This is a genomic window from Cognatazoarcus halotolerans (genome assembly GCF_009800965.1).
Taxonomy (GTDB): domain Bacteria; phylum Pseudomonadota; class Gammaproteobacteria; order Burkholderiales; family Rhodocyclaceae; genus Cognatazoarcus; species Cognatazoarcus halotolerans.
The window spans coordinates 251,611-273,030 of record NZ_WUAF01000001.1 but is presented as its reverse complement, the minus strand read 5'-3'; the positions used below and the strand labels follow the sequence as shown (position 1 = coordinate 273,030).

Annotated in this window: 17 protein-coding genes; 7 read left to right on the top strand and 10 right to left on the bottom strand. The window is 65.9% G+C overall.

The genetic code is table 11. The features are described from left to right. The first annotated feature begins 50 nt into the window (after positions 1 to 50). A complete protein-coding gene (locus GQB03_RS01295) occupies positions 51 to 1,358 on the top strand; it encodes a type IV pilus assembly protein FimV (RefSeq protein WP_200832059.1) in 1,308 nt (435 codons plus the stop codon). 79 nt (positions 1,359 to 1,437) lie between these two features. Here the strand turns inward: GQB03_RS01295 and GQB03_RS01290 are convergent, their stop codons facing one another. From GQB03_RS01290 to GQB03_RS01270, 5 genes are all read right to left on the bottom strand, one after another. Continuing rightward, complete coding sequence (locus GQB03_RS01290) at positions 1,438 to 2,592, bottom strand: hypothetical protein (RefSeq protein WP_159683104.1); 1,155 nt, start codon at positions 2,590 to 2,592, stop codon at positions 1,438 to 1,440. 221 nt (positions 2,593 to 2,813) lie between these two features. Then, complete coding sequence (locus tag GQB03_RS01285; protein WP_159683101.1) at positions 2,814 to 3,494, bottom strand: C39 family peptidase; 681 nt, start codon at positions 3,492 to 3,494, stop codon at positions 2,814 to 2,816. A gap of 12 nt (positions 3,495 to 3,506) precedes the next feature. Next, a complete protein-coding gene (locus tag GQB03_RS01280) occupies positions 3,507 to 3,890 on the bottom strand; it encodes a hypothetical protein (protein WP_159683098.1) in 384 nt (127 codons plus the stop codon). Positions 3,891 to 3,964: 74 nt separating this feature from the next. Further along, positions 3,965 to 6,157, bottom strand: coding sequence for a hypothetical protein (locus GQB03_RS23405; protein WP_159683095.1), 2,193 nt, complete (start codon positions 6,155 to 6,157; stop codon positions 3,965 to 3,967). 21 nt (positions 6,158 to 6,178) lie between these two features. After that, positions 6,179 to 8,368, bottom strand: coding sequence for a hypothetical protein (locus GQB03_RS01270; protein WP_159683092.1), 2,190 nt, complete (start codon positions 8,366 to 8,368; stop codon positions 6,179 to 6,181). An 899-nt stretch (positions 8,369 to 9,267) separates the two neighbouring features. Between GQB03_RS01270 and GQB03_RS01265 the strand changes: the two genes are divergently transcribed. Both GQB03_RS01265 and GQB03_RS01260 read left to right on the top strand, forming a co-directional pair. Then, entirely contained in the window at positions 9,268 to 12,681 is a 3,414-nt protein-coding gene (locus GQB03_RS01265; protein ID WP_159683089.1) for a hybrid sensor histidine kinase/response regulator, read from the top strand. Continuing rightward, complete coding sequence (locus GQB03_RS01260; RefSeq protein WP_159683085.1) at positions 12,674 to 13,621, top strand: response regulator transcription factor; 948 nt, start codon at positions 12,674 to 12,676, stop codon at positions 13,619 to 13,621. Before GQB03_RS01265 ends, GQB03_RS01260 begins: the two co-directional genes overlap by 8 nt. A gap of 16 nt (positions 13,622 to 13,637) precedes the next feature. Here GQB03_RS01260 and GQB03_RS01255 read toward each other — a convergent pair whose 3' ends face one another. Beyond that, on the bottom strand, positions 13,638 to 14,693 hold the full coding sequence (locus GQB03_RS01255; RefSeq protein WP_159683082.1) for an ornithine cyclodeaminase: 1,056 nt from the start codon (positions 14,691 to 14,693) through the stop codon (positions 13,638 to 13,640). 114 nt (positions 14,694 to 14,807) lie between these two features. Between GQB03_RS01255 and GQB03_RS01250 the strand changes: the two genes are divergently transcribed. The 4 genes from GQB03_RS01250 (at position 14,808) to GQB03_RS01235 (ending at position 17,790) form a co-directional block, all read left to right on the top strand. Next, a complete protein-coding gene (locus tag GQB03_RS01250; protein WP_235026893.1) occupies positions 14,808 to 15,251 on the top strand; it encodes an Lrp/AsnC family transcriptional regulator in 444 nt (147 codons plus the stop codon). Positions 15,252 to 15,368: 117 nt separating this feature from the next. Then, positions 15,369 to 15,914, top strand: coding sequence for a phasin family protein (locus tag GQB03_RS01245; protein ID WP_159683079.1), 546 nt, complete (start codon positions 15,369 to 15,371; stop codon positions 15,912 to 15,914). 173 nt (positions 15,915 to 16,087) lie between these two features. Beyond that, on the top strand, positions 16,088 to 17,317 hold the full coding sequence (locus tag GQB03_RS01240; RefSeq protein WP_159683076.1) for an MFS transporter: 1,230 nt from the start codon (positions 16,088 to 16,090) through the stop codon (positions 17,315 to 17,317). Positions 17,318 to 17,352: 35 nt separating this feature from the next. Continuing rightward, complete coding sequence (locus tag GQB03_RS01235) at positions 17,353 to 17,790, top strand: DUF2721 domain-containing protein (RefSeq protein ID WP_159683074.1); 438 nt, start codon at positions 17,353 to 17,355, stop codon at positions 17,788 to 17,790. Between the two features lie 26 nt (positions 17,791 to 17,816). Here the strand turns inward: GQB03_RS01235 and GQB03_RS01230 are convergent, their stop codons facing one another. The 4 genes from GQB03_RS01230 to GQB03_RS01215 form a co-directional block, all read right to left on the bottom strand. Then, the gene (locus GQB03_RS01230) at positions 17,817 to 18,047 is read right to left on the bottom strand and encodes a hypothetical protein (protein WP_159683071.1); all 231 of its coding nucleotides are present in this window, start codon (positions 18,045 to 18,047) and stop codon (positions 17,817 to 17,819) included. 26 nt (positions 18,048 to 18,073) lie between these two features. Continuing rightward, entirely contained in the window at positions 18,074 to 18,277 is a 204-nt protein-coding gene (locus GQB03_RS01225; protein WP_159683069.1) for a hypothetical protein, read from the bottom strand. A gap of 177 nt (positions 18,278 to 18,454) precedes the next feature. After that, positions 18,455 to 19,522, bottom strand: coding sequence for an extracellular catalytic domain type 1 short-chain-length polyhydroxyalkanoate depolymerase (locus GQB03_RS01220; RefSeq protein ID WP_159683066.1), 1,068 nt, complete (start codon positions 19,520 to 19,522; stop codon positions 18,455 to 18,457). A 60-nt stretch (positions 19,523 to 19,582) separates the two neighbouring features. Next, the gene (locus GQB03_RS01215; protein WP_159683063.1) at positions 19,583 to 21,379 is read right to left on the bottom strand and encodes a monovalent cation:proton antiporter-2 (CPA2) family protein; all 1,797 of its coding nucleotides are present in this window, start codon (positions 21,377 to 21,379) and stop codon (positions 19,583 to 19,585) included. Positions 21,380 to 21,420: the final 41 nt, after the last annotated feature.

Below are 21,420 nucleotides of genomic sequence, written 5' to 3'. Positions count from 1 at the left end.
GAGCCTTGGCCGTGCCGAATGCAAAGTGGTCTTTTCAGGGAGAAAGATTCATGAGTAATCCGATGCCACGCACGCCACGTACGGCGATCTGTCTGGCGGTGTGCGCAGGCCTTGCCGGATCGGTATGGGCTGCCGACGTCGCCGCACCGGAGACGCCGACTCTCGAGCAACTTCAAAAACTCATCGTGGAGCAGACAGCCAGGCTAGAAGCCTTGAGAAAGTCGATGCAGGTCGAAGAGGCCAAGCTCGCCGAAATCCGCCGGGCAGTCGAGGTCGAGCGTCTGGAGGCGACCCGCGGAGCTGGTCCCGCGGAGCCGTCGGCGACCCAGCCGCCGGTGCAGGTGGCCCAGGAGTCCTCGCAGCCCGTGGGGCAGCGTCCGCCCGAGGCAAAGCGCGAGGATGCGGCACCAGTGGCGCAGATCTTCGACCAGCCGGGGGTTCTCACACCACCTGGCAGGGTTATCCTCGAGCCCTCCCTGCAATATTCCTACGCCTCGACGAACCGCGTCGCGCTGGTCGGCTACACAATCATCCCGGCGATCACCATAGGCCTGATCGACGTGCGTGAAGTCAAGCGCAATACGTGGACGGCGGCGCTTACGGCGCGCACCGGATTGACTAACCGCATGGAGTTCGAGGCAAAGATTCCCTATGTCTATCGCAGTGACGATTCGATCGGACGGCCTCTGGCAACTCCCTCGAGCAACGAGGAGGTGTTCAACGCGACCGGGCGCAAGATCGGCGACGTCGAGCTTACTGGTCGCTATCAGCTCAATGACGGCGGGCCCAACGAGCCCTACTACATTGCGTCATTGAGGTTCAAGATGCGGACCGGATCCGATCAGTTCGATTTCCCTTCTGTCTATGTTCCGAATTCCGGCTACCTTCCCAAAGGCCTTCCCACTGGATCGGGATTCTATTCGCTGCAGCCCGGGGTGACCTTCCTTTTCCCGTCGGATCCGGTCGTGTTCTTTGGCGGAATCAACTACCAGTACAGTTTCGGCCGAAGCAACTTGTCGTTGAGAGAGGAAGACCTGAGCACCGGGAGCGTGACTGTCCGGAACGTCGATTCGGTACGGCCTGGTGGTGTGCTGGGATTCAACTTCGGGATGGGTCTCGCACTGAATGACAAGTCTTCCTTTAGCGTAGGTTACGATCATGCGTCTGTGGGACGGACCCAGCTCACCGTCGATGGAGTCAAGCAATCCGGCGGCGTAAGGGTTCAACTCGGAACCTTGATGTTCGGCTATGCCTATCGGCTTTCGCCGACCAGGTCGCTCAATGTGTCGCTGGGCGTGGGCGTAACGCGCGACACGCCCGACGTGAATCTGACCGTGCGCATGCCGTTCACTCTATAATCGCGAACATCCCGGGCTGTTCGCGGGAAAACCCTGCGGCTGGCCCGGGTCGCTGGGAAAGCGACCGGGTTTGATTCGGTCAGCGGCGCAGGGAGTTGATCAGGCCTTCACGAATCGAACTCCCCAGATTCATCGAGCGCATTATCTCCAGGCTGTTTGCGGAGGCGTTGATCTCGGTGAGGACCTGGATGCGCTGGTCGTCGAGGCTGTTTTGCACGACTGTCGCGACCGGAGAATTCGCGCTGTTCCCTGGTGTGCTGCTGCCAACGATGTTGCCGCCACCATTCTGAATGACCAGCACCGGATTGAAGCTGTTGTTATTGAGGAGCGGCGAAACTGTTCCCGCCTGATTGGCTACGACCGTGTTGGGAGCGGCTTGTGATGCGGCAGGCTCTGTGCTGCTGCCGGCCGCGGGTGCTACTGCGGCCGCCGGATTTGCCACGGCAGCGGCCACCGGGGTGGAAGAGGGCGTCGAAGCAGGCGCGCTTGTAGCAACGACCGGAACCGGCTTGACGACTCCTGTGTATGCGGCCGGTAGCGGCGGCGCCGTATCGCCGGCGCCAGCCTGTGTTGCCGGGGTGGTCGATGGCGGGTTTGTCACCGGGATGCCGACACCGATCACCGGGACGGCCGCGCCGAGTCCGGTCGGGGCGGCGGGTTCGCTGCTCAATGCTGGCTGAACGGTCCCCGCAACCGGGCTGGATGGCGTCACCTTGGACGTATCTGGCATTTGGCTGGCAACGACTTGAAGCGGAGCCGGTGGCATGGAGGCGACCTCTGCGGCCGGCGTTTCGGCCGGTATCGCAACGGTGGCGCGAATGCCGGCCGCTGCGAGTTGCTGGGCAATTCGCGACTGGATCTCGGCGGTCATGGCGGCCGGATTCATCGTTGTTCGCATTGCCTCCATCTGTGAGGCGACCGACGAGCGCAACTGGTCGATAGTCAGCACGGTGCGTGCGACGAGTTCGCCGTTTACGAAGACTGCCTGATCGAAGCCGAACGAGAGCTTGAGTTGCAGATCGGGCAAGTCGAATCCGCCTCTGACCTGGTCGAGTTGTGCGGCGCTCATCACCTGCCAACCGGCGGCGCGGTCGAAACCTTCCAGCGTATCGGTCTTGACCAAGCCCTGGGCCAACGAACCGGTGTCGTTCGCAGCCATCGCGGGCACCAGCGCCCATGCAGACGCAATGGCGAAGGCCAGATAGCGTCGTTGTGCTGCCTTGATCATTGACATGACATCCTCCCGGGAAACCCCGGAATGCGGACCGGAGACCGCGTATTGCGAACGCCCGTGCCAGCAGGCCATCGGACTTAAGACTGAGCTACTGCACTGGTGGGCGCTTGGTTCGTTTCCGACCGGCAGTTTCGTGGTGCGACGCAGTATCTCAAACCCCGGCGGAACTCATGCTCGCGCTCCAACTTCTCGCGCCGCGAATCCTCAAGGCCGACATGCTCCTAAAAGTCCCCACCATTGCGCATGAAGCGGACCATGTCGATCGATCCGCGCAGCCCCGCCTCGAGCGGTGCCCGCGGAACCACCTTCCAGTCGACCGGGCGATTGAAGTGGGCGATGTTCTGATGACTTCTTACCACGAACAGGATCTTTTCGGACCAGATGGCCTCGAAGTCGTGGCGCGACATTGCTCGGGTCCCGAACGCCGGATCACCCAGTACTACCCGGCCGTCCTTGACTCCCTTGACCACCACGAAGTGGTTGTAGCCTTTCTCGTTGACCAGCGCGATGGCCGGAATCTTCGCCTTTACCAGCGCATCCAGCGGCGCTTCGAAGCCGTCGGCCTGAAAGCCCCGTGCGGCCAGAAAATTTTTCATGTCAAGTAGCGAGAATCCCTCGCGTCGGATCTTGGCTTGGTCTCCGTGCTGGAACATCGCGGCAAAGACCGCCTGCTCATTGACCGGGAAGTCGTAGTGATGAGTGAGCAGCGTGGCAAGCGCCGCCGAGCCGCAGCTGAAGTCGAACTGCTGCTGCAGGGTGGTCAGGTTCCGCGCCTCCTTCAGACTGGTGACCGGCACCCGGTACGGACCCACCACGTCCGGTGAGAACCTGAGTTCGGCCCCACCGGACACGCCTGTGATCGTTAGTGCGACCGCGGCAAGGGCGACTCTTGTGCTGCGCATCTTCTCCCCCCACTACTGTAGTTGCAGGTTGACGATGGTGGCGTTCTGGATGAGTACGTTGTTGCCGGTGTTCTGTACCACAGTGGTAAAGCCGGCGTTGCCGGTCAGTGATCCGTCGGCAACGAAGTTGCTGCCGGTCACCAGGTCCGATGCATGATTGCCGCCGACCACGCCGTCAAGCTGCATGTCATTCATTTTTTCTCCACCGCGTTTCTCGTCCAGTTTCGCGGCCGAAACCTGCATGCCGTCGAATCCGGCGAGCGCCGGCGCAGGCGATTTCGCTTCTTCCCAGGACAACGGGCTGTCGTCTTCGGCCGAGGCGCTGCCGCCAACCACCGAAAGCGCAATGATTGTGGATGCAACAAGCAGGCGTTTCAGCGAATGAACCTTGTTCATGGCCTTGCCTCCTATTAGGGGTTTCTGGCCGGCTGCGGACGAATCCGCAGCCGGCCCGGGCCGGTCAAACCGGCTTAGTGGCCAACATTGAGGGTGGCCTGCACGTTCACCCCTTGCTGCACCAGCGAGGACATCGCGGAGTTCTGACTCGACACCATGATGCCCGCACCGTTGGTGAAGCTGCCGGTGATGTTGTTGGACATGTTGAAGGTGCCTGCATTGAGGCTCAGCATGCCGCCTGCGCCGCCTGCGCCGCCTGCGCCGCCGACTGCGCCGTTGCCGACTCCGCCAACGCCCTGACCACCGTCACCGCCTTCGCCGGTGCCACCCTGGCCACCCGCTCCGCCGGCCGCGCCGACCGCGCCGACTGCGCCATTGCCCGCCGTGGCGCCGCCGTTGCTGGCCATGGTCGAGCTGCCACCGTTGGTGGCACCACCATTGCTGGCTGCGCCGCCATTGCCGCCGTTGCCTGCGGTGTTGGTTGCAGTCCCGCCGGCACCGCCGTCACCGGTGGTGTTCTGCGCCAAGCCGCCGGCTCCGCCATTGCCCGCTGCTGCGTTGCCGGTGCCACCGTTGCCGGTTGCACCCGCGCCGCCCTGGGCCATCGCGCCGGAACTGGTGGCATTGCCGCCCGCGCCGCCAGCCGCCGCAGCCGCCGCACCGCCGTTGCCGCTGGTGCCGCCCGCGCCGTTGCCGGCCATATTGGTGCCGGTTGCACCGCCAGCGCCAGCAGCGCCCGCTGCACCAAGGCCCGCGGTGTTGGTGGCCGAGCCTCCGCCCGCACCGCCTGCGCCTGCCGCGCCGCTCCCGCCGGTACCGGTGCCCGCGCCCGCAGTCGCGGTCGAGGCGGTGCCGTTGGCACTGCCGCCACTGGCGCTCGCCCCGCCGCTCGTTGCCATGCCGCCGGTTCCATCCGCGCTGCCGCCCGCTCCGGCGGTGCTGGTTCCGGTGGCCATGCCGCTGGAGCCGCCATTGCCCGTAGTGGTGCCGGTGTTGCCGCCGCCGCCATTGCCGCCGGTGGCGCCGTCACCGGTGGCCGCGCCGCCGTTGCCCTGCGAAGCGGTGCTGCCTCCTTCGCCGCTCGCGCCTCCCGAAGTCGGCCCGGCCATGGCAGTGCTGGTGCCGCCCGCTCCGCCATCGTTGCCGCTGTTGCCGCCGTAGGCCTTGTCATAGGCCTTGCCCGAACCGCCGTCGGCCGACGCGCCAGATGCCGCCCAGCCACCGGAGCCATAGCCCTTGCCGCCGTTGCCGCCGTCGCCGCCATTGCCGCCGTTGCCGCCGCTGGCATCCGCGGTCGAGCCGCCATATCCGCCATTTCCGCCGCTGCCGCCATTGCCGCCGGTGGCATTGCCGGTGTTACCTCCAGCCCCGCCGGTGGCGTAGCCGGTGTTGCCACCGTTGCCACCGCCGCCGTAGCCGCCGTTGCCGCCGGAAGCCATACCGCCAGCGCCGCCGTTGGCATTGCCGCCGTTGCCGCCGGAGCCTTCGCCGCCGGAACCGTTACCGCCCTGGCCCATGCCGCCCATGCCGCCCAAGGCGGTTGCTTCGCCGGAGTTCCCGCCGTTGGCGCCGGTGGCGCCCTTGGCAGCGCCGCCGCTGCCGCCGTTGCCGGCAACGGCATCGCCGTTGCTGGCATTGCCGTTGCTCGCGGCGCCCGCATTGGCACTGCCATTGGCGGCACTGCCGCCGTAGCCGCCGTTGCCACCATTGCCACCATTGCCGCCATTACCCGCGTTGCCGCCGCTGCCGCCTGAACCGTCGCCACCCTGGCCGGCGCCACCGTAACCACCGCCACCGGCGCCTCCGTTGCCACCCATGGCGCCATTGCTGTTACCGCTGTTGGTCACCATGTTGCCGATGCCGTGGATCTGGTTGTCGGTGACGGTGCCGGAGAGCTTGCTGATCGCCATTGCCTTCGAGGTGTTGAAAGCATCGGAGAAGCTGCTGGAGGCGCTGCCGCCATTGTTGGCCGCGGCGTTGCCGTAGTCCTGCGCCTTGGCCCAGCCGGCGTTGTCGCGGTTGTTGCCGGCGCTCTTGTTATTGCCGACATCGTTCTTGGTGGTGTTGTTGGAGTCCACCGTGGCGCTCGAGTACTCGTTGGCATTGGGCCCGTCGCCTTGGGTGTTCTCTGCGGTTGCGCTCTGGGTCACCGAATCGTTACCCGCACCGCGTCCGGCATCGGAACCATTGACCACCGGGTTGGCGTAGGCCGATGCCGACATGCCGAAGGCAAGGGCCAGCGCGGATGAGATCAAAGTGAGTTTCATGACTTGTCTCCTTTTCGCCGATCAGTGGCCGACGTTGAGATTGGCTTGCACATTCACGCTCTGCTGCACCAGCGAGGACATGCCCGAGTTCTGGCTTGAGACGATGATCCCGGCGCCATTGGTGAAGCTGTTGGCGATGCTGTTGGACATGTTGAAGTTGCCCGCGTCGAGCGCAATCGCGCCGCCCGCACCGCCGGCCGCGCCTGCACCGCCGATTGCACCATTGCCGACTGCCGCAACACCCTGGCCACCGTTGCCACCCTGACCGGTGCCACCTTGGCCACCTTGACCGCCTTGGGCGCCGGTTGCACCGGCTGCACCTGCACCGCCCGAGGCGCTGCCATTGGTGGCCTGAGTGCTGGCGCTGCCGTTGCTGGCGCTGCCATTCGTGGCCATGCCGCCATCCCCGGCTGCACCGCCGGTGTTGGTTGCAGTGCCACCCGCACCGCCATTGCCTGTGGTGTTGGTCGCCATGCCGCCCGCGCCGCCGTTGCCGACCGCGCCATTGCCGGTGCCGCCGTTGCCGACGGCACCTGCGCCGCCGGTGCCGGTCGCGCCTGCACTCGATGCGACGCCGCCACCCGCGCCGGCTGCCGCCGCTGCGGTACCGCCTGCGCCGCTGCTGCCGGCTGCGCCTGCACCGCCTGCATTGGCGGCTGCGGCACCTGCTGCCCCAACTGCGCCGCCTGCGCCGTTACCTGCGGTATTGCTTGCTGCCGCACCTGCCGCGCCCGCTGCGCCGCTGGCACCGGAGCCGCCGTTGCCACTTCCTGCGCCACCCGAGGCCATCGAACTGGTGGAATCTGCTGCGCCGCCGTTGCCGCTGGCTGCGCCCGAGCTACCCGCGCCCGCGGTGCCTGCCGCCGCACCGCCTGCGCCGCTGCTGCTGTCGGCCGCTACGTTAGCGCCGTTACCACCATTGCCGGTGGTGTTGCCGGTGTTGTTGCCACCGCCATTGCCGCCAGTGCCGCCATCGCTTCCGGTTCCGCCGTTGCCTTGCGGGCCGGTCATGCCGCCTGCGCCGCTGGCGCCACCGGTGGATGCGCCGGCATCGGCCGTCGAGGCACCGCCTGCGCCGCCATCGTTCGAGGACCGTCCGCCCGAAGCGAAGGAGCTGCCGCCGGCATAGCCGCCATCAGCATGCGCGAAGGATTTGCCGTCGCCGCCATAGCCCTTGCCCATGGCGCCGTTGCCACCGTTGCCACCAGCGCCGCCACTGCCGGCCACGGCACTGCCGGTGGTGCCACCGCTGCCGCCACTGCCGCCATTGCCGCCGCTGCCACCGGTCGCGTCGGCGGTGGTGCCGCCCGACCCGCCACTCGCGTTACCCGATGCACCGCCGTTGCCCGAGCCCCCGGCGCCGCCCGCTCCGGCGATCGCCTCGCCGCCATTGCCGCCGCTGCCCGTGCCGCCTGCACCGCCATAACCCACGCCGCCGGTGCCCTGACCGCCGGTACCGCTGCCGCCATTGCCGCCGGTGGCACTGGCATATCCGCTGTTACCACCATTGGCGCCGACGGCGTCTTTGGCCTTGCCACCATCGCCGCCGTTTCCTGCCGCGGCGCTGCCATTGGTGGCGCTGCCGTTTGTTACGGCGCCTGCAGTGGCACTGCCGTTGGAACCGGTGCCGCCGCCGCCGCCGGCGCCGCCCGAACCACCGGCACCGGCATGGCCGCCATCGCCGCCGCTGCCGCCGCTGCCGTTGCCCCCGGCAGCGTTTCCGCCGGTACCGTTGCCGCCTGCGCCGCCCGAACCGCCACTGGCGCCGTCGGCGTTGCCTGTGTTGGATACGGCGTTTCCGATACCCCAGATCTGGTTATTGGTTACCGAGCCCTCGAGCTTGCTTACGGCCACCGCCTTGTTTTCGTTGAAGGCATTGCTGAAGCTGCTGCTTGCCGAACCGCCGTTGTTGGCGGCGGCGTTGCCATAATCGGTCGCCTTGGCCCAGCCTTCGTTGTCACGGTTGTCGCCGCTGCTCTTGTTGTTGCCGACGTCGGTCTTGGCGCGGTTGTCGGAGCCGACCTTGACCGATGAATATTCGTTTGCGTTCGGTCCGTTCCCTTGGCTCGATGTCGCCGTTGCCGTCTGGTCGACGGTGTCGTTGCCGGCGCCTTGTCCGGCATGCTCGCCATTGACCACCGGGTTTGCAAAGGCAGCGCCGGACATGCCGAAGGCCACCGCCAGTGCTGTCGAGATAAGCGTGAGTCTCATCGTTGTCTCCCATTAACGTGAGCTCCGACGAAGGTCGGCTCTCCGCTCACTCTTAGCGCAAGTTGCAGGCCAGCCCCGTGATGAATAGGTAAGTGGTTGAATTAAAAAGTGAAAAAATGTTTCATTATTTGTTGCTGGCCGCCGTTGCGGATCGAAGTGATCCAGAAGTTGAACACTTCGCAGGCGCAGCATTATTTGATTGCAATGCAACATTTGATTAAAAAATTACTAAAAATCATAGAGATAGAGCCTCGATGCGGGTCCGGATGGGAGGTGTTCGAGAAATGACACACTTTTTGGGTGGGCCTGGATTGCGCATCGGCGACGCCTCGCGGTCGCCTGATTTGTCGACCAAGTTATTGAACTTGAACGAATTTTAAGGTTCTTCGAGACGCCGGCGGGGCTGGTGGGGGGCGAGATGTAAATTCGCGTAGTCGACATGCCAACGGCGAGCGCAAGCGATGAAGCCACGCCTTGTTATTGCCAGGCCCCGCGCGTGCCAGCTTCAAGGGGGTATGCAGGCTCGCCGCTGGCGATATCGATTCTTGCACTGACGGTGAGTATCGCGTCATCCGCGCAGCGAGACCAGGCTGCCGCGCGTGGCGCGGCCGGTGGCTCCCGAGTCCCATGCACCGGAATGGTGCGTGGCGGTGTCGGCCATTTGGTTTACGGTACGGCATTCAGTTCGCAAAACCAACGCGGTAGCCGGCTGTTCGAAGCGCAGCCAGTTCGCAGGGCGGCAAGCCCGGCACGGGCCGACGCGGGTCGTGCGGTTGCTTCGGTGTGTTGGTGAAGGTTTCGCAGTAGCGTCGATTGTGCGCTGCCGGGGGCGGGAACGCTAATTGCTTGATCACAGCTCCAATGCGAGCCCAACCTCCAATTCGAGCACCCCGGCAGCTATGAATGCGCCGCGCCCGTTCGAGCAGCCTGCGCCGCCCGCCACCCAGCGGGTGGTCAAGGTGCGCCGCGACTACAACACCTGGGTCGCCCGCGAGACGCTGGAAGACTATGCGCTGCGCTTCACGCCGCGCAGCTTCCGCAAGTGGTCGGAGTTGCGGGTGGCCAACACCGCCTTTGGCGCGGCGTCCTTTTTGGTGCTCGAGGCGGTGGGGGCGACGCTGCTGGTGGACTACGGCTTCATCAATGCCTTCTGGGCGATCCTGGCCACTGGCCTGATCATCTTCCTGGCGGGCCTGCCAGTGAGCCTGTATGCGGCGCGCTACGGGGTGGACATGGACTTGCTGACCCGCGGTGCGGGTTTCGGCTACATCGGCTCGACGCTTACTTCGCTGATCTACGCGAGCTTCACCTTCATCTTTTTCGCGCTCGAGGCCGCCATCATGGCCTACGCGCTCGATCTCGCCTTCGACATCCCGCCGGCCTGGGGCTACCTCATCTGCGCGCTGGTGGTGATTCCGCTGGTGATGCACGGGGTCACCGCGATCAGCCGCCTGCAGACGCTCACCCAGCCGCTGTGGCTGGTGATGCTGGTGGTGCCCTACATCTACGTATTGCGCGAGAACCCCGACGTGCTCGCGGGATTGATGGCCTACGGCGGCCAGGATGGCCGCGGCACGCAGTTCGACCTCAACCTCTTCGGCGCGGCGGTCACCGTTGGCGTGGCGCTGATCACCCAGATGGGCGAGCAGGCCGACTACCTGCGCTTCATGCCGGAGCGCACCCGCGCGCGCCGCGGGCGGTGGCTCGCCGGGGTGCTCATCGGCGGACCTGGCTGGGTGGTGCCCGGGGTGCTCAAGATGCTCGGCGGGGCGCTGCTCGCGTGGCTGGCGATTCGCAACTCGGTGCCGGTGGATCGCGCGGTCGATCCCAACCAGATGTATCTGGTCGCGTGGGAGTACGTGTTTCCGAACCTCGGCTGGGCGATCGCCGCCACGGCGCTGTTCGTGCTTGTCTCGCAGCTCAAGATCAACGTCACCAACGCCTATGCCGGCTCGCTGGCGTGGTCGAACTTTTTCGCGCGGCTCACCCACAGCCATCCGGGGCGGGTGGTGTGGGTGGTGTTCAATACCCTGATCGCGCTGATGCTGATGGAACTCGATGTGTTCCAGGCGCTCGGCAAGGTCTTGGGGCTCTACTCGAACATCGCGATCTCCTGGATGATGGCGGTGGTCGCCGACCTGGTGATCAACAAGCCGCTGGGCCTGTCGCCGCCCGGTATCGAATTCAAGCGCGCCCACCTCTACGACATCAATCCGGTCGGGGTGGGGGCAATGGGCATCGCCTCGGCGCTTTCGGTGGCGGCCTATTTCGGTGCCTTCGGCGTGGCGGCGCAGTCGTTCTCGGCGCTGATCGCGCTGCTCACCGCCTTCGTGGTCTCGCCGTTGATCGCCTGGGCGACCCGCGGGCGCTACTACATCGCGCGTCAGTCCGAGCCCGGGGCGGGGGTGCAGCGCTGCGTGATCTGCGAGCGCAGCTACGAAGCCGACGACATGGCGCGCTGCCCGGCCTACCAGGGCAGCATCTGTTCGCTGTGCTGCTCGCTCGATGCGCGCTGCAATGACCTGTGCAAGCCCGAAGCAAGTCTTTCGGCACAGTGGAGCCGGGCGATGCAGTACCTGCTGCCGCGCCGGGCATGGCCATTCATCGATTCGGGGCTGGGGCACTACCTGTTGCTGATGGCCGTGGTGCTGCCCTTCCTGGCACTGTTGCTGGGTCTTTTCTACTATCACCAGTTCAGGGTCTTCGGCGATGCCGCGGTGGCGCTCACGCCGGCACTCAAGCTCAGCTTCCTGAAGGCCTACGCCGTGCTCACCTTGCTTGCGGGGGTGGTGGTGTGGTGGATGGTGCTGACCCACAAGAGTCGCCAGGTTGCCCAACAGGAATCGAACCGCCAGACCCACCTGCTGATGCGCGAGATCGCCTCGCACAAACGCACCGACGAGCAGTTGCAGAAGGCCAAGCAGACCGCCGAGCTCGCCAACCAGGCGAAGAGTCGCTATATCACCGCGATCAGTCACGAACTGCGCACGCCGCTCAATTCCATCCTCGGCTATGCGCAGATCCTCGATGGCGATGCCTCCATCCCCGTGCATCGGCGGCAGGCGATCAATGTCATCCGGCGCAGCGGCGACCACTTGCTGTCGCTCATCGAGGGCACGCTCGACATCGCGCGCATCGAGGGCGGAAAGCTGACCCTCGAGGTCCGGCCGCTCGACTTCGTGGACTTCCTGCAGCAGGTCGTCGGCATGATCGAGCCGCAGGCGCGGGCGCGGGGCCTGGTGTTCGAATTCCGCCCCGAGGGCGAGCTGCCGGCGGTGGTGCGCGTCGACGAGAAGCGGCTGCGCCAGGTGCTGATCAATGTGTTGGGCAATGCGGTCAAGTTTACCCAGAGCGGGTCGGTGACGATGCGGGTGCGCCATGCTCGCGAGATGGCGACCTTCGAGATCGAGGACACCGGCCCGGGCATCACCGAAGCCGAGATGCAGCGCATCTTCGAGCCCTTCGCGCGCGGCTCCGCCGCCCAGCATGCGGCCGGCGCGGGCCTGGGCCTGACCATCAGCCGGATGTTCGTCGATGTGATGGGCGGACAGCTCGAGGTCGATAGCACGCCAGGCACGGGCTCGATCTTTCGCATTCGCCTGTTCCTGCCGCACCTGCACTCGGCCGAGGCTGCGCGCGTCCTGCCCAGGGTGGAGCGCATCGCTTACCGGGGGCCGCGGCGACGCATCCTGGTGGTGGATAACGAGCGGGTGGATCGCGAGCTGCTGGTCAACGTGCTGGTGCCGCTGGGCTTCGAGGTGGGGGAGGCCGAATCCGGCCAGCAATGCCTCGGGATGGTGGCCGATTTTCGACCGGAGGTGATCTTCATGGACCTCGCCATGCCGGGCATCGACGGATGGGAGACGATACGGCGCATTCGCCGCGACGGCCTTTGCCATGCGCATGTCGCGGTGATCTCGGCCAATGCCTTCGACAAGGGGCTGGACAACGACGTGGCTTTGCCGGCCGAGGATTTCATCCTCAAGCCGGTCAAGGTGAGCGCGCTGCTCGACTGGCTCGGCCAGCGCCTGTCACTCGAGTGGGTGATTCGCGGCGCGGCCTCGGCGAGCCCTGCCGACGTCCCGGCCGCGAGGCAGGCGCCGGCGGCGTTGTGCTACCCGGCGCAGGCCGAGCTCGAGGCGCTTGCCGCGCTGGTCGACACCGGCTATGTGCGCGGCATCCAGAAACGGCTCGACGAGATCGAGGCGCGGGATCCGGACAGTACGGACTTCGTGGCGATGGTTCGCGACCTGGCCAGCGGCTTTCAGCTGGATGCGATCAAGAGCCTCATCGAACGAGGACGCGATGACTGAACGAATGCTTCCGGAGGCCGACGTGGTGCTGATCGTCGACGATGTGCCGGACAACCTCGCGGTGCTGCACGACGCTCTCGATGAATCGGGTTTCACCGTGCTCGTCGCCACCAATGGGGAGAGTGCGCTGGCGCGGGCGAGGCAGAGCCTGCCCGACGTGATCCTGCTAGACGCGGTGATGCCCGGCATGGACGGATTCGAAGTCGCTCGCCGGCTCAAGGCCGACTATACGACACAGCAGATTCCGATCCTCTTCATGACCGGGCTGACCGAGACCGAGCATGTGGTGAACGCCTTCGAGTCGGGTGGTGCCGACTATGTGACCAAGCCCATTCGCCCCCGCGAGGTACTCGCCCGCATCAACGCCCATCTGCACAGCGCACGCCTGACCAAGCAGGCGCGCAGCGCGCTCGACGCCTTTGGCCAGGCCACGCTGGCGATGCGCATTTCCGACGGTCGCCTGATGTGGCAGACGCCGCTGGCGAGGAAACTGCTCGAGGAGTTCGCTGGCACGCAGGACGACATCGCGCCACGTGGCCTGCGCAACTGGATCGAGGGCGCCGCGGCAGCCCGCGCAGACGGTCGCGACAGCTTGCCGCTGTCGCTCACCCGCGGTGCGCGGCGGCTCATCGTCACGCTGCACAACCGCACTCCCGAGGGCGAGTGGCTGATCGGCATGCGCGAGGAATCGGACGAGGCGGCGATCGAGGCGCTGGGACATGCCTTCCAGCTCACCGGGCGCGAGGCGGAGGTGCTCTACTGGGTGATCAAGGGCAAGACCAACAAGGACATCGGCGAAATCCTCGGGACCAGCCCGCGCACGGTGCATAAGCATCTTGAACACGTCTTCGAGAAGCTCGGCGTGGAAACCCGTACCGCCGCGGCGGCGCTGGCGATGAACAAGGTGAGGGTGGGCGGCGCGTCCTCGGGCGGCGCCTGACGCGCGCGGCTAGCGCTCAGGCGGTCTCGAGCTGTGCGGGGCGGTTCATGGCCCCGGTCTCGCGCAGGAGGCCGAACAGGTCGCGCGGGTCCTCGAGTTCCGGGATCAACTCGATGTCGCGGCCGATCCGCGCGCTGCGCGCGCGCTGATAGAGGTAACGTAAGGTCGAGAAATCCTCGAGCGCGAAGCCGACCGAATCGAACACCGTGATCTCGTCGGCCGAGCCGCGGCCCTGCGCCTTGCCCGCTAGCACCTCCCACAACTCGGTCACCGCAAAGCCTGGTTGCATCTGCTGGATCTCGCCCTCGATGCGGCTTTGCGCCTCGTATTCGACCACTACGCGTGCGCGCTCGAGAATCGCCGCCGCGAGTTCGGTCTTGCCGGGGCAGTCTCCGCCAACTGCGTTGAGGTGCATGCCCGGCTCGATCATGTCGGCACGGACGATCGTCGCGCGCGCCTTGTCGGCGGTGATCGTGGTCACGATGTCGGCGCCGCGGACCGCCTCCTCGACGCTGCCGGCCGCGCTGATCCGGAGCCCCTCGACCGACGCGAGGTTGCGCCGCAGCTTGGCGGTGGCCGCCGGGTCGATATCGAAGGCCCGGACTTCCCGGATGCCCAGCAGACCGAGGAAGGCCATGATCTGGAATTCGCTCTGGCAGCCATTGCCGATCACCGCCATGCAGCGCGATCCGGTACGGGCCATGGCCTGCGCCGCGAGCGCCGAAGTGGCGGCGGTGCGCAGCGCGGTGGCAAGCGTCAGATCCGAGAGCAGCAGCGGATAGCCGGTGGCAACCTCGGCGAGTACGCCAAAGGCCATCACCGTGAGTTTGCCGTGACGCTGGTTGCCGGGGTGGCCGTTTACATACTTGAAGCCGTACAACGTCTTGTCCGAAGCCGGCATGAGCTCGATCACGCCGACTTTCGAGTGGCTTGCCAGTCGCGGGCTCTTGTCGAAATCGGACCAGCGCAGAAAGTCGTCACGGATGAATCCGGCCAGCTCCCCCAGGCAGCGTTCGATGCCGCGAGCCTGGATCAACCGGCGGACATCCTGGACGTCGAGGTAGCGGGTCATGGCTGTACTCCTTGTCGGCAGGCTTCCGTCGTTGATCATTGTCGCGAGACGGAGGTTTAGCGAATAGACCGAAACTGGTATAAAAAGTGGTATTCGTTGCGCACTTTGATAGATATGACTGACGATCTGTACAGAATTGACGATACCGATCGGGAATTGATCGCCTTGTTGCGCGATAACGCCCGCCTGCCGCTGTCGGCCATCGCGAAGCGACTGCGGGTGTCGCGCGGGACTGTCCAGAATCGGCTTGCCAAGCTTGAAGACAGCGGCCTGATCGTCGGTTACACGGTGCGGCTCAAGCCAACCGCCGAACCACACCGGATCCGTGCCTGGATGGGGATTGCGGTTGCCGGCAACACCACAGATGGGGTGCTGCGCGCCTTGCGCGGGGAGCCGTGCGTGCAGACGCTGCATTCCACCAACGGGCGCTGGGATTTCGTTGCCGAGATCCGTGCCGACAGTCTGGAAGCCTTTGATCGAGCGCTTGGGCGGATCCGCGCGATCGACGGCATCGCTGCGAGCGAAACCAGCATCCTGTTGTCCACCCACAAACTCTGAGTTTGTTGCGTTGCACAAATAGATCTTGCGATCAAGTGATTTCCGTGTATATTTTAATTGTGCAGCGCACAATTTCGGCGCTGGAAAACCACGAGTCACCGACTCCGGGAGATCGCCATGTACAGCCCTGAAAAACTCACCGCCAGCAGTCTCAAGTCGGTTGAAACCCTGTATCAGCTCGCCGGCTTCTCGTTCGATGCGGCGGAGCGGCTCGCTACGCTTTCTCTCGACACCGTGCGCAATGGCATCGACGACGGCGTGATAGGCCTGAAAGCCTTCGCTGCGGTGAAGGAACCACGTGAGGCGCTCGTGCTGACGGTCGGAATGATCGAACCGACCCTGTTGTCCGGCCTCAGCTACATACGGGGGTGCTACGGCATTCTGACGGGCTGGGGGGCATCGATGAGCGCATTGATGGAAGAGCAGGCGAGCGCGCTCGAGGGTGAAATCAGTACTGCTCTCGAGATCTTCAGCCGGGGTTTGCCGCACGGTGGTGAATTCGTCTCCAGTACGGTCAAGGCGGCCTTGTCGCATGCCAGCACCGCGGTCGGCGAGGCAGGCAGGGCCACGCGCGAAGTACTCAGCGTCGCGGAGGCAAACGCGATCCGCAATGCCGATGCGGCGGTCAAACTGGTCTCCAGCGCCGCGCGCAAGGCGGCATGAAGGTCGTGCCCGAACACGGGGCACGGCGCTTCGACGTCACTGCGTATCGCTGACCGGGCCCGCGAAAGCGGGAACACGTCCCCGAAAGCGCCGGTTCGGCCATCAGGCGGGGCGCTCGTGGGATAATCCGGCGCTTCGCCCGCCGGGCGATTCAGCCGGATGGTTCATCCGCAGTGACTGACGCAAATCCCCGACTCTTTGCCCATCCTTCCTTCGTCGCCTACTGGTTTGCACGGATCAGCAGTGCGAGTGCCTACCAGATGCTTACCGTGGCGGTCGCCTGGCAGGTCTACGATCTGACGCGCAGCGCCTTTGCGCTCGGACTTGTCGGGCTGGTGCAGTTCCTCCCCAAACTGGTGCTGATGCCGGTGGCTGGCGAGCTCGCCGACCGCTTCGAGCGGCGGCGCGTGGTGGCCGCGGCGCAGGCGCTGCAGTTCCTTACCCTGCTGTTGCTCGCGCTTGGCACGGCCTTCGACTTCCTGTCCTTGCCGCTCATTTACGTGCTGCTTGCCGCAAACGGCGTCGGCCGGACCTTCGAGATGCCGGCGATGCAGGCGCTGCTGCCCTCGCTGGTGCCGAACCCGTTGCTGGCGCCCGCAGTGGCGATGAGCGCCTCGGCCTTCCAGGTTGCGACCATCGCCGCACCCGCCGTCGCCGGTTTCATCTATGCGCTTGGGGCCGCAGTGGTCCACGGTATCGCCACGCTGCTCTTCGCCGCGTCGATCGCGCTCATCGTCAGTGCGCGGCCGATGCGTGCCCAGGGCTACGCCACTGCCGGCCAGTCCGGCTGGCAGAACTTTCTCGAGGGGCTGCGTTTCATCCGTGCCCAGCCGGCGGTGCTGGGGGCGATATCGCTGGACATGATGGCGGTCCTGCTCGGCGGCGCAACTGCCTTGCTGCCGATCATCGCCAGCGAAGTCCTGCATACCGGTGCGTGGGGGCTCGGCCTGCTGCGCTCGGCTCCCGCGGTGGGGGCGCTCGGCATGTCGTTGTGGCTCGCGCGGCGACCCCTCGAGCGTCGCGTCGGTCCGCTGATGTTTGGAGCCGTGGCGCTGTTCGGGCTGGCCACCATCGTCTTCGGACTGTCCTCCAACCTGTGGCTGTCGATGGGCTCGCTGGTGGTGCTCGGTGCTGCCGACATGGTCAGCATGGTGTTTCGCGGGGCTTACGTACAACTCGCGACGCCGGACGCGATGCGCGGCCGGGTCGGTGCCGTCAATGGCTTGTTCATCGGCGCCTCCAACCAGCTCGGCGAGTTCGAGTCGGGCGTCACCGCGGCGTGGTTCGGCGCGGTGCCGGCGATCGTCATCGGCGGTGTCGGTACATTGCTGGTGGTCGCGCTGTGGTCGCGCTGGTTTCCGGAACTTGCGCGGCTCGATCGGCTCCCCGACGGCATTTCATGAATCCGCCGCATCGCGGCATCCAGGACTTGAAGACGATGAACATCACCACTCCGGCTCTGTTGTTCCCCGCCATTTCCCTGCTCCTGCTGGCGTACTCGAATCGCTTCCTGTCGCTCGCCCAGGTCATCCGGCAACTGCACGCCTCGCCGGAGCGCGGGCTGACACTGGTCGATCGGCAGATACCGGGACTCAAGCAGCGCATCGTCATGATCAAGTACATGCAGGGTTTCGGCGTGCTGAGCTTTCTGCTGTGCGCGCTGTCGATGCTCTCGCTGTTTCTTGGCTACGAGGTGGCAGGCAAGCTGCTGTTCGGCGCCAGCATCGTGATTCTCGCCATTTCTCTGGTGCTCTCGCTGATCGAGGTGCTGCTGTCCACCAATGCGCTGGAGATCGTCGTCGAGGACCTGCAACGCCCGAGCGACCGGCGTATCGTCAGCGACGAGGACGACGAGCCTGCCGACGGGCGCATCTGAGAACGCCGGCCGACAGGCGGCGCATCTTACTTGCCGGGGTTCTCGTCCGGATTGTTGCCGATGTTCGCCAAAGCGTCGTCGACTGCCTCGTCGAGCAGTTCGCCGCCAACATAACCCGCGGCGCCGCCGGCAATCGCCGCGACCGGATGCATGGTGAGTGCGCCGGCGAGTACGAAGCCGCCGACGGCGCCGATCGCGCCCAGCGCGCTGAGGCCGCCCGCAACAATGGTCGCATCGTGTTCCGAGATGGTTTTCATTTTCGTGCTCCTTGTTGGTGTGGCGATCAGTTGACGGCCGGGATCTTTCCCGGACCGATGAAGGGTTCGGTGCCGGTCGGCACCCAGTGTCCGCCGATGGCCACGTAAAGGCCGCCGTAGTGCTTGTTGAGGTCGGTGAAGGTGCCGCCGTTCAGGTCGGTATAGGTGTCGCCAACGGTCAGGGCGCCGCCGCCGATGCGGCTGATCTCACTGGATTCGAGGGTGTGCATGATGTGCCTCCTGTGCTCGCGTGCTGGATTCGCTGCGTCGCGATGTGCGATGCAGTGCCGGTTGGAATGGCGCTGGGCCATGCGCTTGCCGTGGTTCCGAATTTGACGCAACAGGCTGCGGGAGGCAGTGAAACGGATCACCCGGGTCGAGTGGAGGATGCCCGCCGATCGATCCCGCTAAGTGGATGCGGTGAGACAGGTGCTGAAGTATTGCCACGCCAGGCGCAGCGCATCCGGTCCGCGGGGGTCGGAGAACGCCTGGCTGGCGATGCCGCCGCTCCAGGCATGGCCCAGGCCGCGAATCCGCAGCAGCCGCGCAAGCGGCTTGCCGTCGAGCTTCCAATCGACCCGGACGCATGGATAGCGGCTGCCGCGGGCCAGCTCGGTGGTGGATGAGCTGATCGTGCCATGCCCGGTGGCGAGGGTGAGCCACAGTCCGACGCTCGCATCCCCATTGGGTGGGGCGACCACCAGGTCGGCGTCGCCGTGAAGGACCAGCAGCGGAGGGAGGTGCTGGTTGCCGAGGCGCTCCGCCAGCTCCTCGACGTCCGGCAGACGTCGCCCGCGCAAGGTCTGGCCGGCCTGCAGCAGGGTGCCGGCACTGTTGGGGGCTGCCCCCGAGTGGCTGGCGACTGCAACGAAGGCCTGTGGGTAGCGCAGCGCGAGCGTGAGCGACATGGCCCCGCCGGCGGAGATTCCCATCGCGAAACATTGCCCGGCGCGCACCGGCTGGGTCGTGCACACGTGGTCGAGAATCGACTTGAGGATGGCGGTTTCGAGATTGACCAGGGCGTCGGCGCCGAACCAGTTCCAGCAGCGCTGCGGGTTTGCCTCCTGGGCCTGTTCGGGCAGCAGCAGGGCGACCTGCTTGGACCGTCCGAAGGATGCCGCGCGGGTCGATGCGGCAAAGCCCGCCGCGTCCTGGCTGCACCCGTGGAGCAGCATGATGAGCGGGACCGGGCGCCGCGCCGACGCGCCGGGCGGCAGATACAGCCAGTAGCGTCGCATCGCCATCGGCCCCAGGCCCCAGCGACCCTCCAGCCATTTGCCGCCGCGCGGGCCAGCCTGCGGTTTCGGGCCCGGAGTGATGACGCCGGAGAGCGCATGCCGTGCCGCCTTGCCGCTGCTTTTCGCCTGCTTGGCGGCGATCTTGCCGACCGTCTTGCCGAGCCGGGTGCCCGCGCGGGTGGTGCTGCGCGAGAGTGCGAAGAGGGCGCCCAGCCAGTCCTGTTTGCGGCGCTTCATGGCGGTGTCCCCGCCGACGCTTCGGCGGCGCGATGGGCCAGGGTGTCGACGCTGTGCATTTCAGGCTTCCTTGAGGGCGGCGCCGCTATCGTCTGCCGCAACCGCCGTGGCGAGTTCCTGCTCGAGCAGGGCGGCCAGCTCCTCGTGGGCCTCGCGGGCGGACTGGATCAGCTGGCTTTCGTCGTGGTAAAGCGCCTGTTCGCGCTTTAGGAGCGCTTCGTCATGGGCAGCGAAGCGATCGACGATCTGGCGCGCCACGGCCGGCGGTTTGCCGAGCGCCTCGAAAGTCATGCGGGCCATCACCAGGCTCGATTTGAAGGCCTCGCGCATCTGCAACTGGATACCGAGATCCATGAGGCGATAGGCATGGAAGCGGTCCCGTGCGCGTGCCACGATCTGCACCTGCGGAAAGTGTTTGCGGACCATCTCGGCACAGCGCAGCGAGGCTTCGATGTCGTCGATCGCGAGCACCAGGATCTTTGCTTCGCCGACCCGGGCAGCATCGAGTACCTCGAGGTGGGCCGCGTTGCCGTAGTAGGCTTCGATGCCGAAGCGCCGCACCATGTCGACCTCCTCGCGGTTCTTGTCGAGGGCGGTGAAGCTCACGCCGCGCAGCCGCAGTACCCGGCCGATGATCTGGCCGATCCGGCCGAAGCCGGCGATGACCACCGGATTGGCTTCGTGGGGCATTTCGTCGGCTTGCGGCTCGGGCTCCTCGGCCGCCTGTTTGGCATCGTAGCGGTCGCTGAGGATGAACAGCACCGGGGCGATCGCCATCGACAGGGCTACGGCAAGTGTCAGCTGTTCGACCAGCTCGGCCGGCATGATGGCGGATTCACGCGCCGCGCCGAACAGCACGAAGGCGAACTCCCCGCACTGCGCCAGTGCCAGGGCCTGCATGCGCGACACCTTCGCTGCTCCGCCGACGAGCCGGCGCAGTCCATAAAGGCCGAAGCCCTTGATTGCCAGCAGCCCGATCGTGAAGCCGATGACGTTGATCGGGTGCTGCACGATCATGCCGAGGTTGATGCCCATGCCGACGGCGATGAAGAAGAAACCCATCAGCAGCCCCTGGAAAGGCGCGATGGAGGCTTCGAGTTCGTGCCGGAAATCGGAATCCGAGAGCAGCACACCGGCGACGAAGGCGCCGAGCGACATCGACAGGCCGCTCGCCTGCAGCAGCAGGGCCAGACCGAGCGCGGTGGCCAGTGCGGCGGCGGTGAACATCTCGCGGCTGTCGATACGGCTCACGTGGCGGAAGACCCGGTCGAGGATCGGCCGCCCGACCGCGATCACCACGCCCAGTACCACCAGTCCGACGATCGGCGAAACCGCACCTTTGGCCTTTTCTGCGCCGAGCAGCGGCAGCAGCGCCAGCAGCGGGATCACCATGAGGTCCTGGAAGAGCAGGATTGCGAAGGTCTCGCGGCCGTAGCGGCTGTGAAGTTCGCGCCGCTCGGCGAGGGTCGGCAGCACGAACGCGGTCGACGACAGCGCCAGCGCAAGGCCGGCGAGAATCGCTTCGGGCCATGCGAGGCCGAGCAGACGGGCGATGCCGATGAGCAGCGCGCCGACACCGAAGAACTGCAGCCCGCCAAGGCCGAAGACCGGCTTGCGCAGTGCCCACAGACGCGATGGCTGCAGCTCGAGGCCGATGATGAAGAGCAGTAGCACCACGCCGAGCTCGGCAGTGTGCAGCAGGTTTTCGGGATCATGCACGACACCGGCGCCCCATGGGCCGATCAGTACGCCGGCGGCGAGATAGCCGAGCACCGTACCGAGACCGGCCCGTTTGAAAAAGGGCACTAGGAGCACGGCAACGGCGAGGAGGGCGGCAAAGGTTGCGACTGATTGCATGACGTTCGTGGTGTATGGACGTACGGGTGGATGGCCCGGCA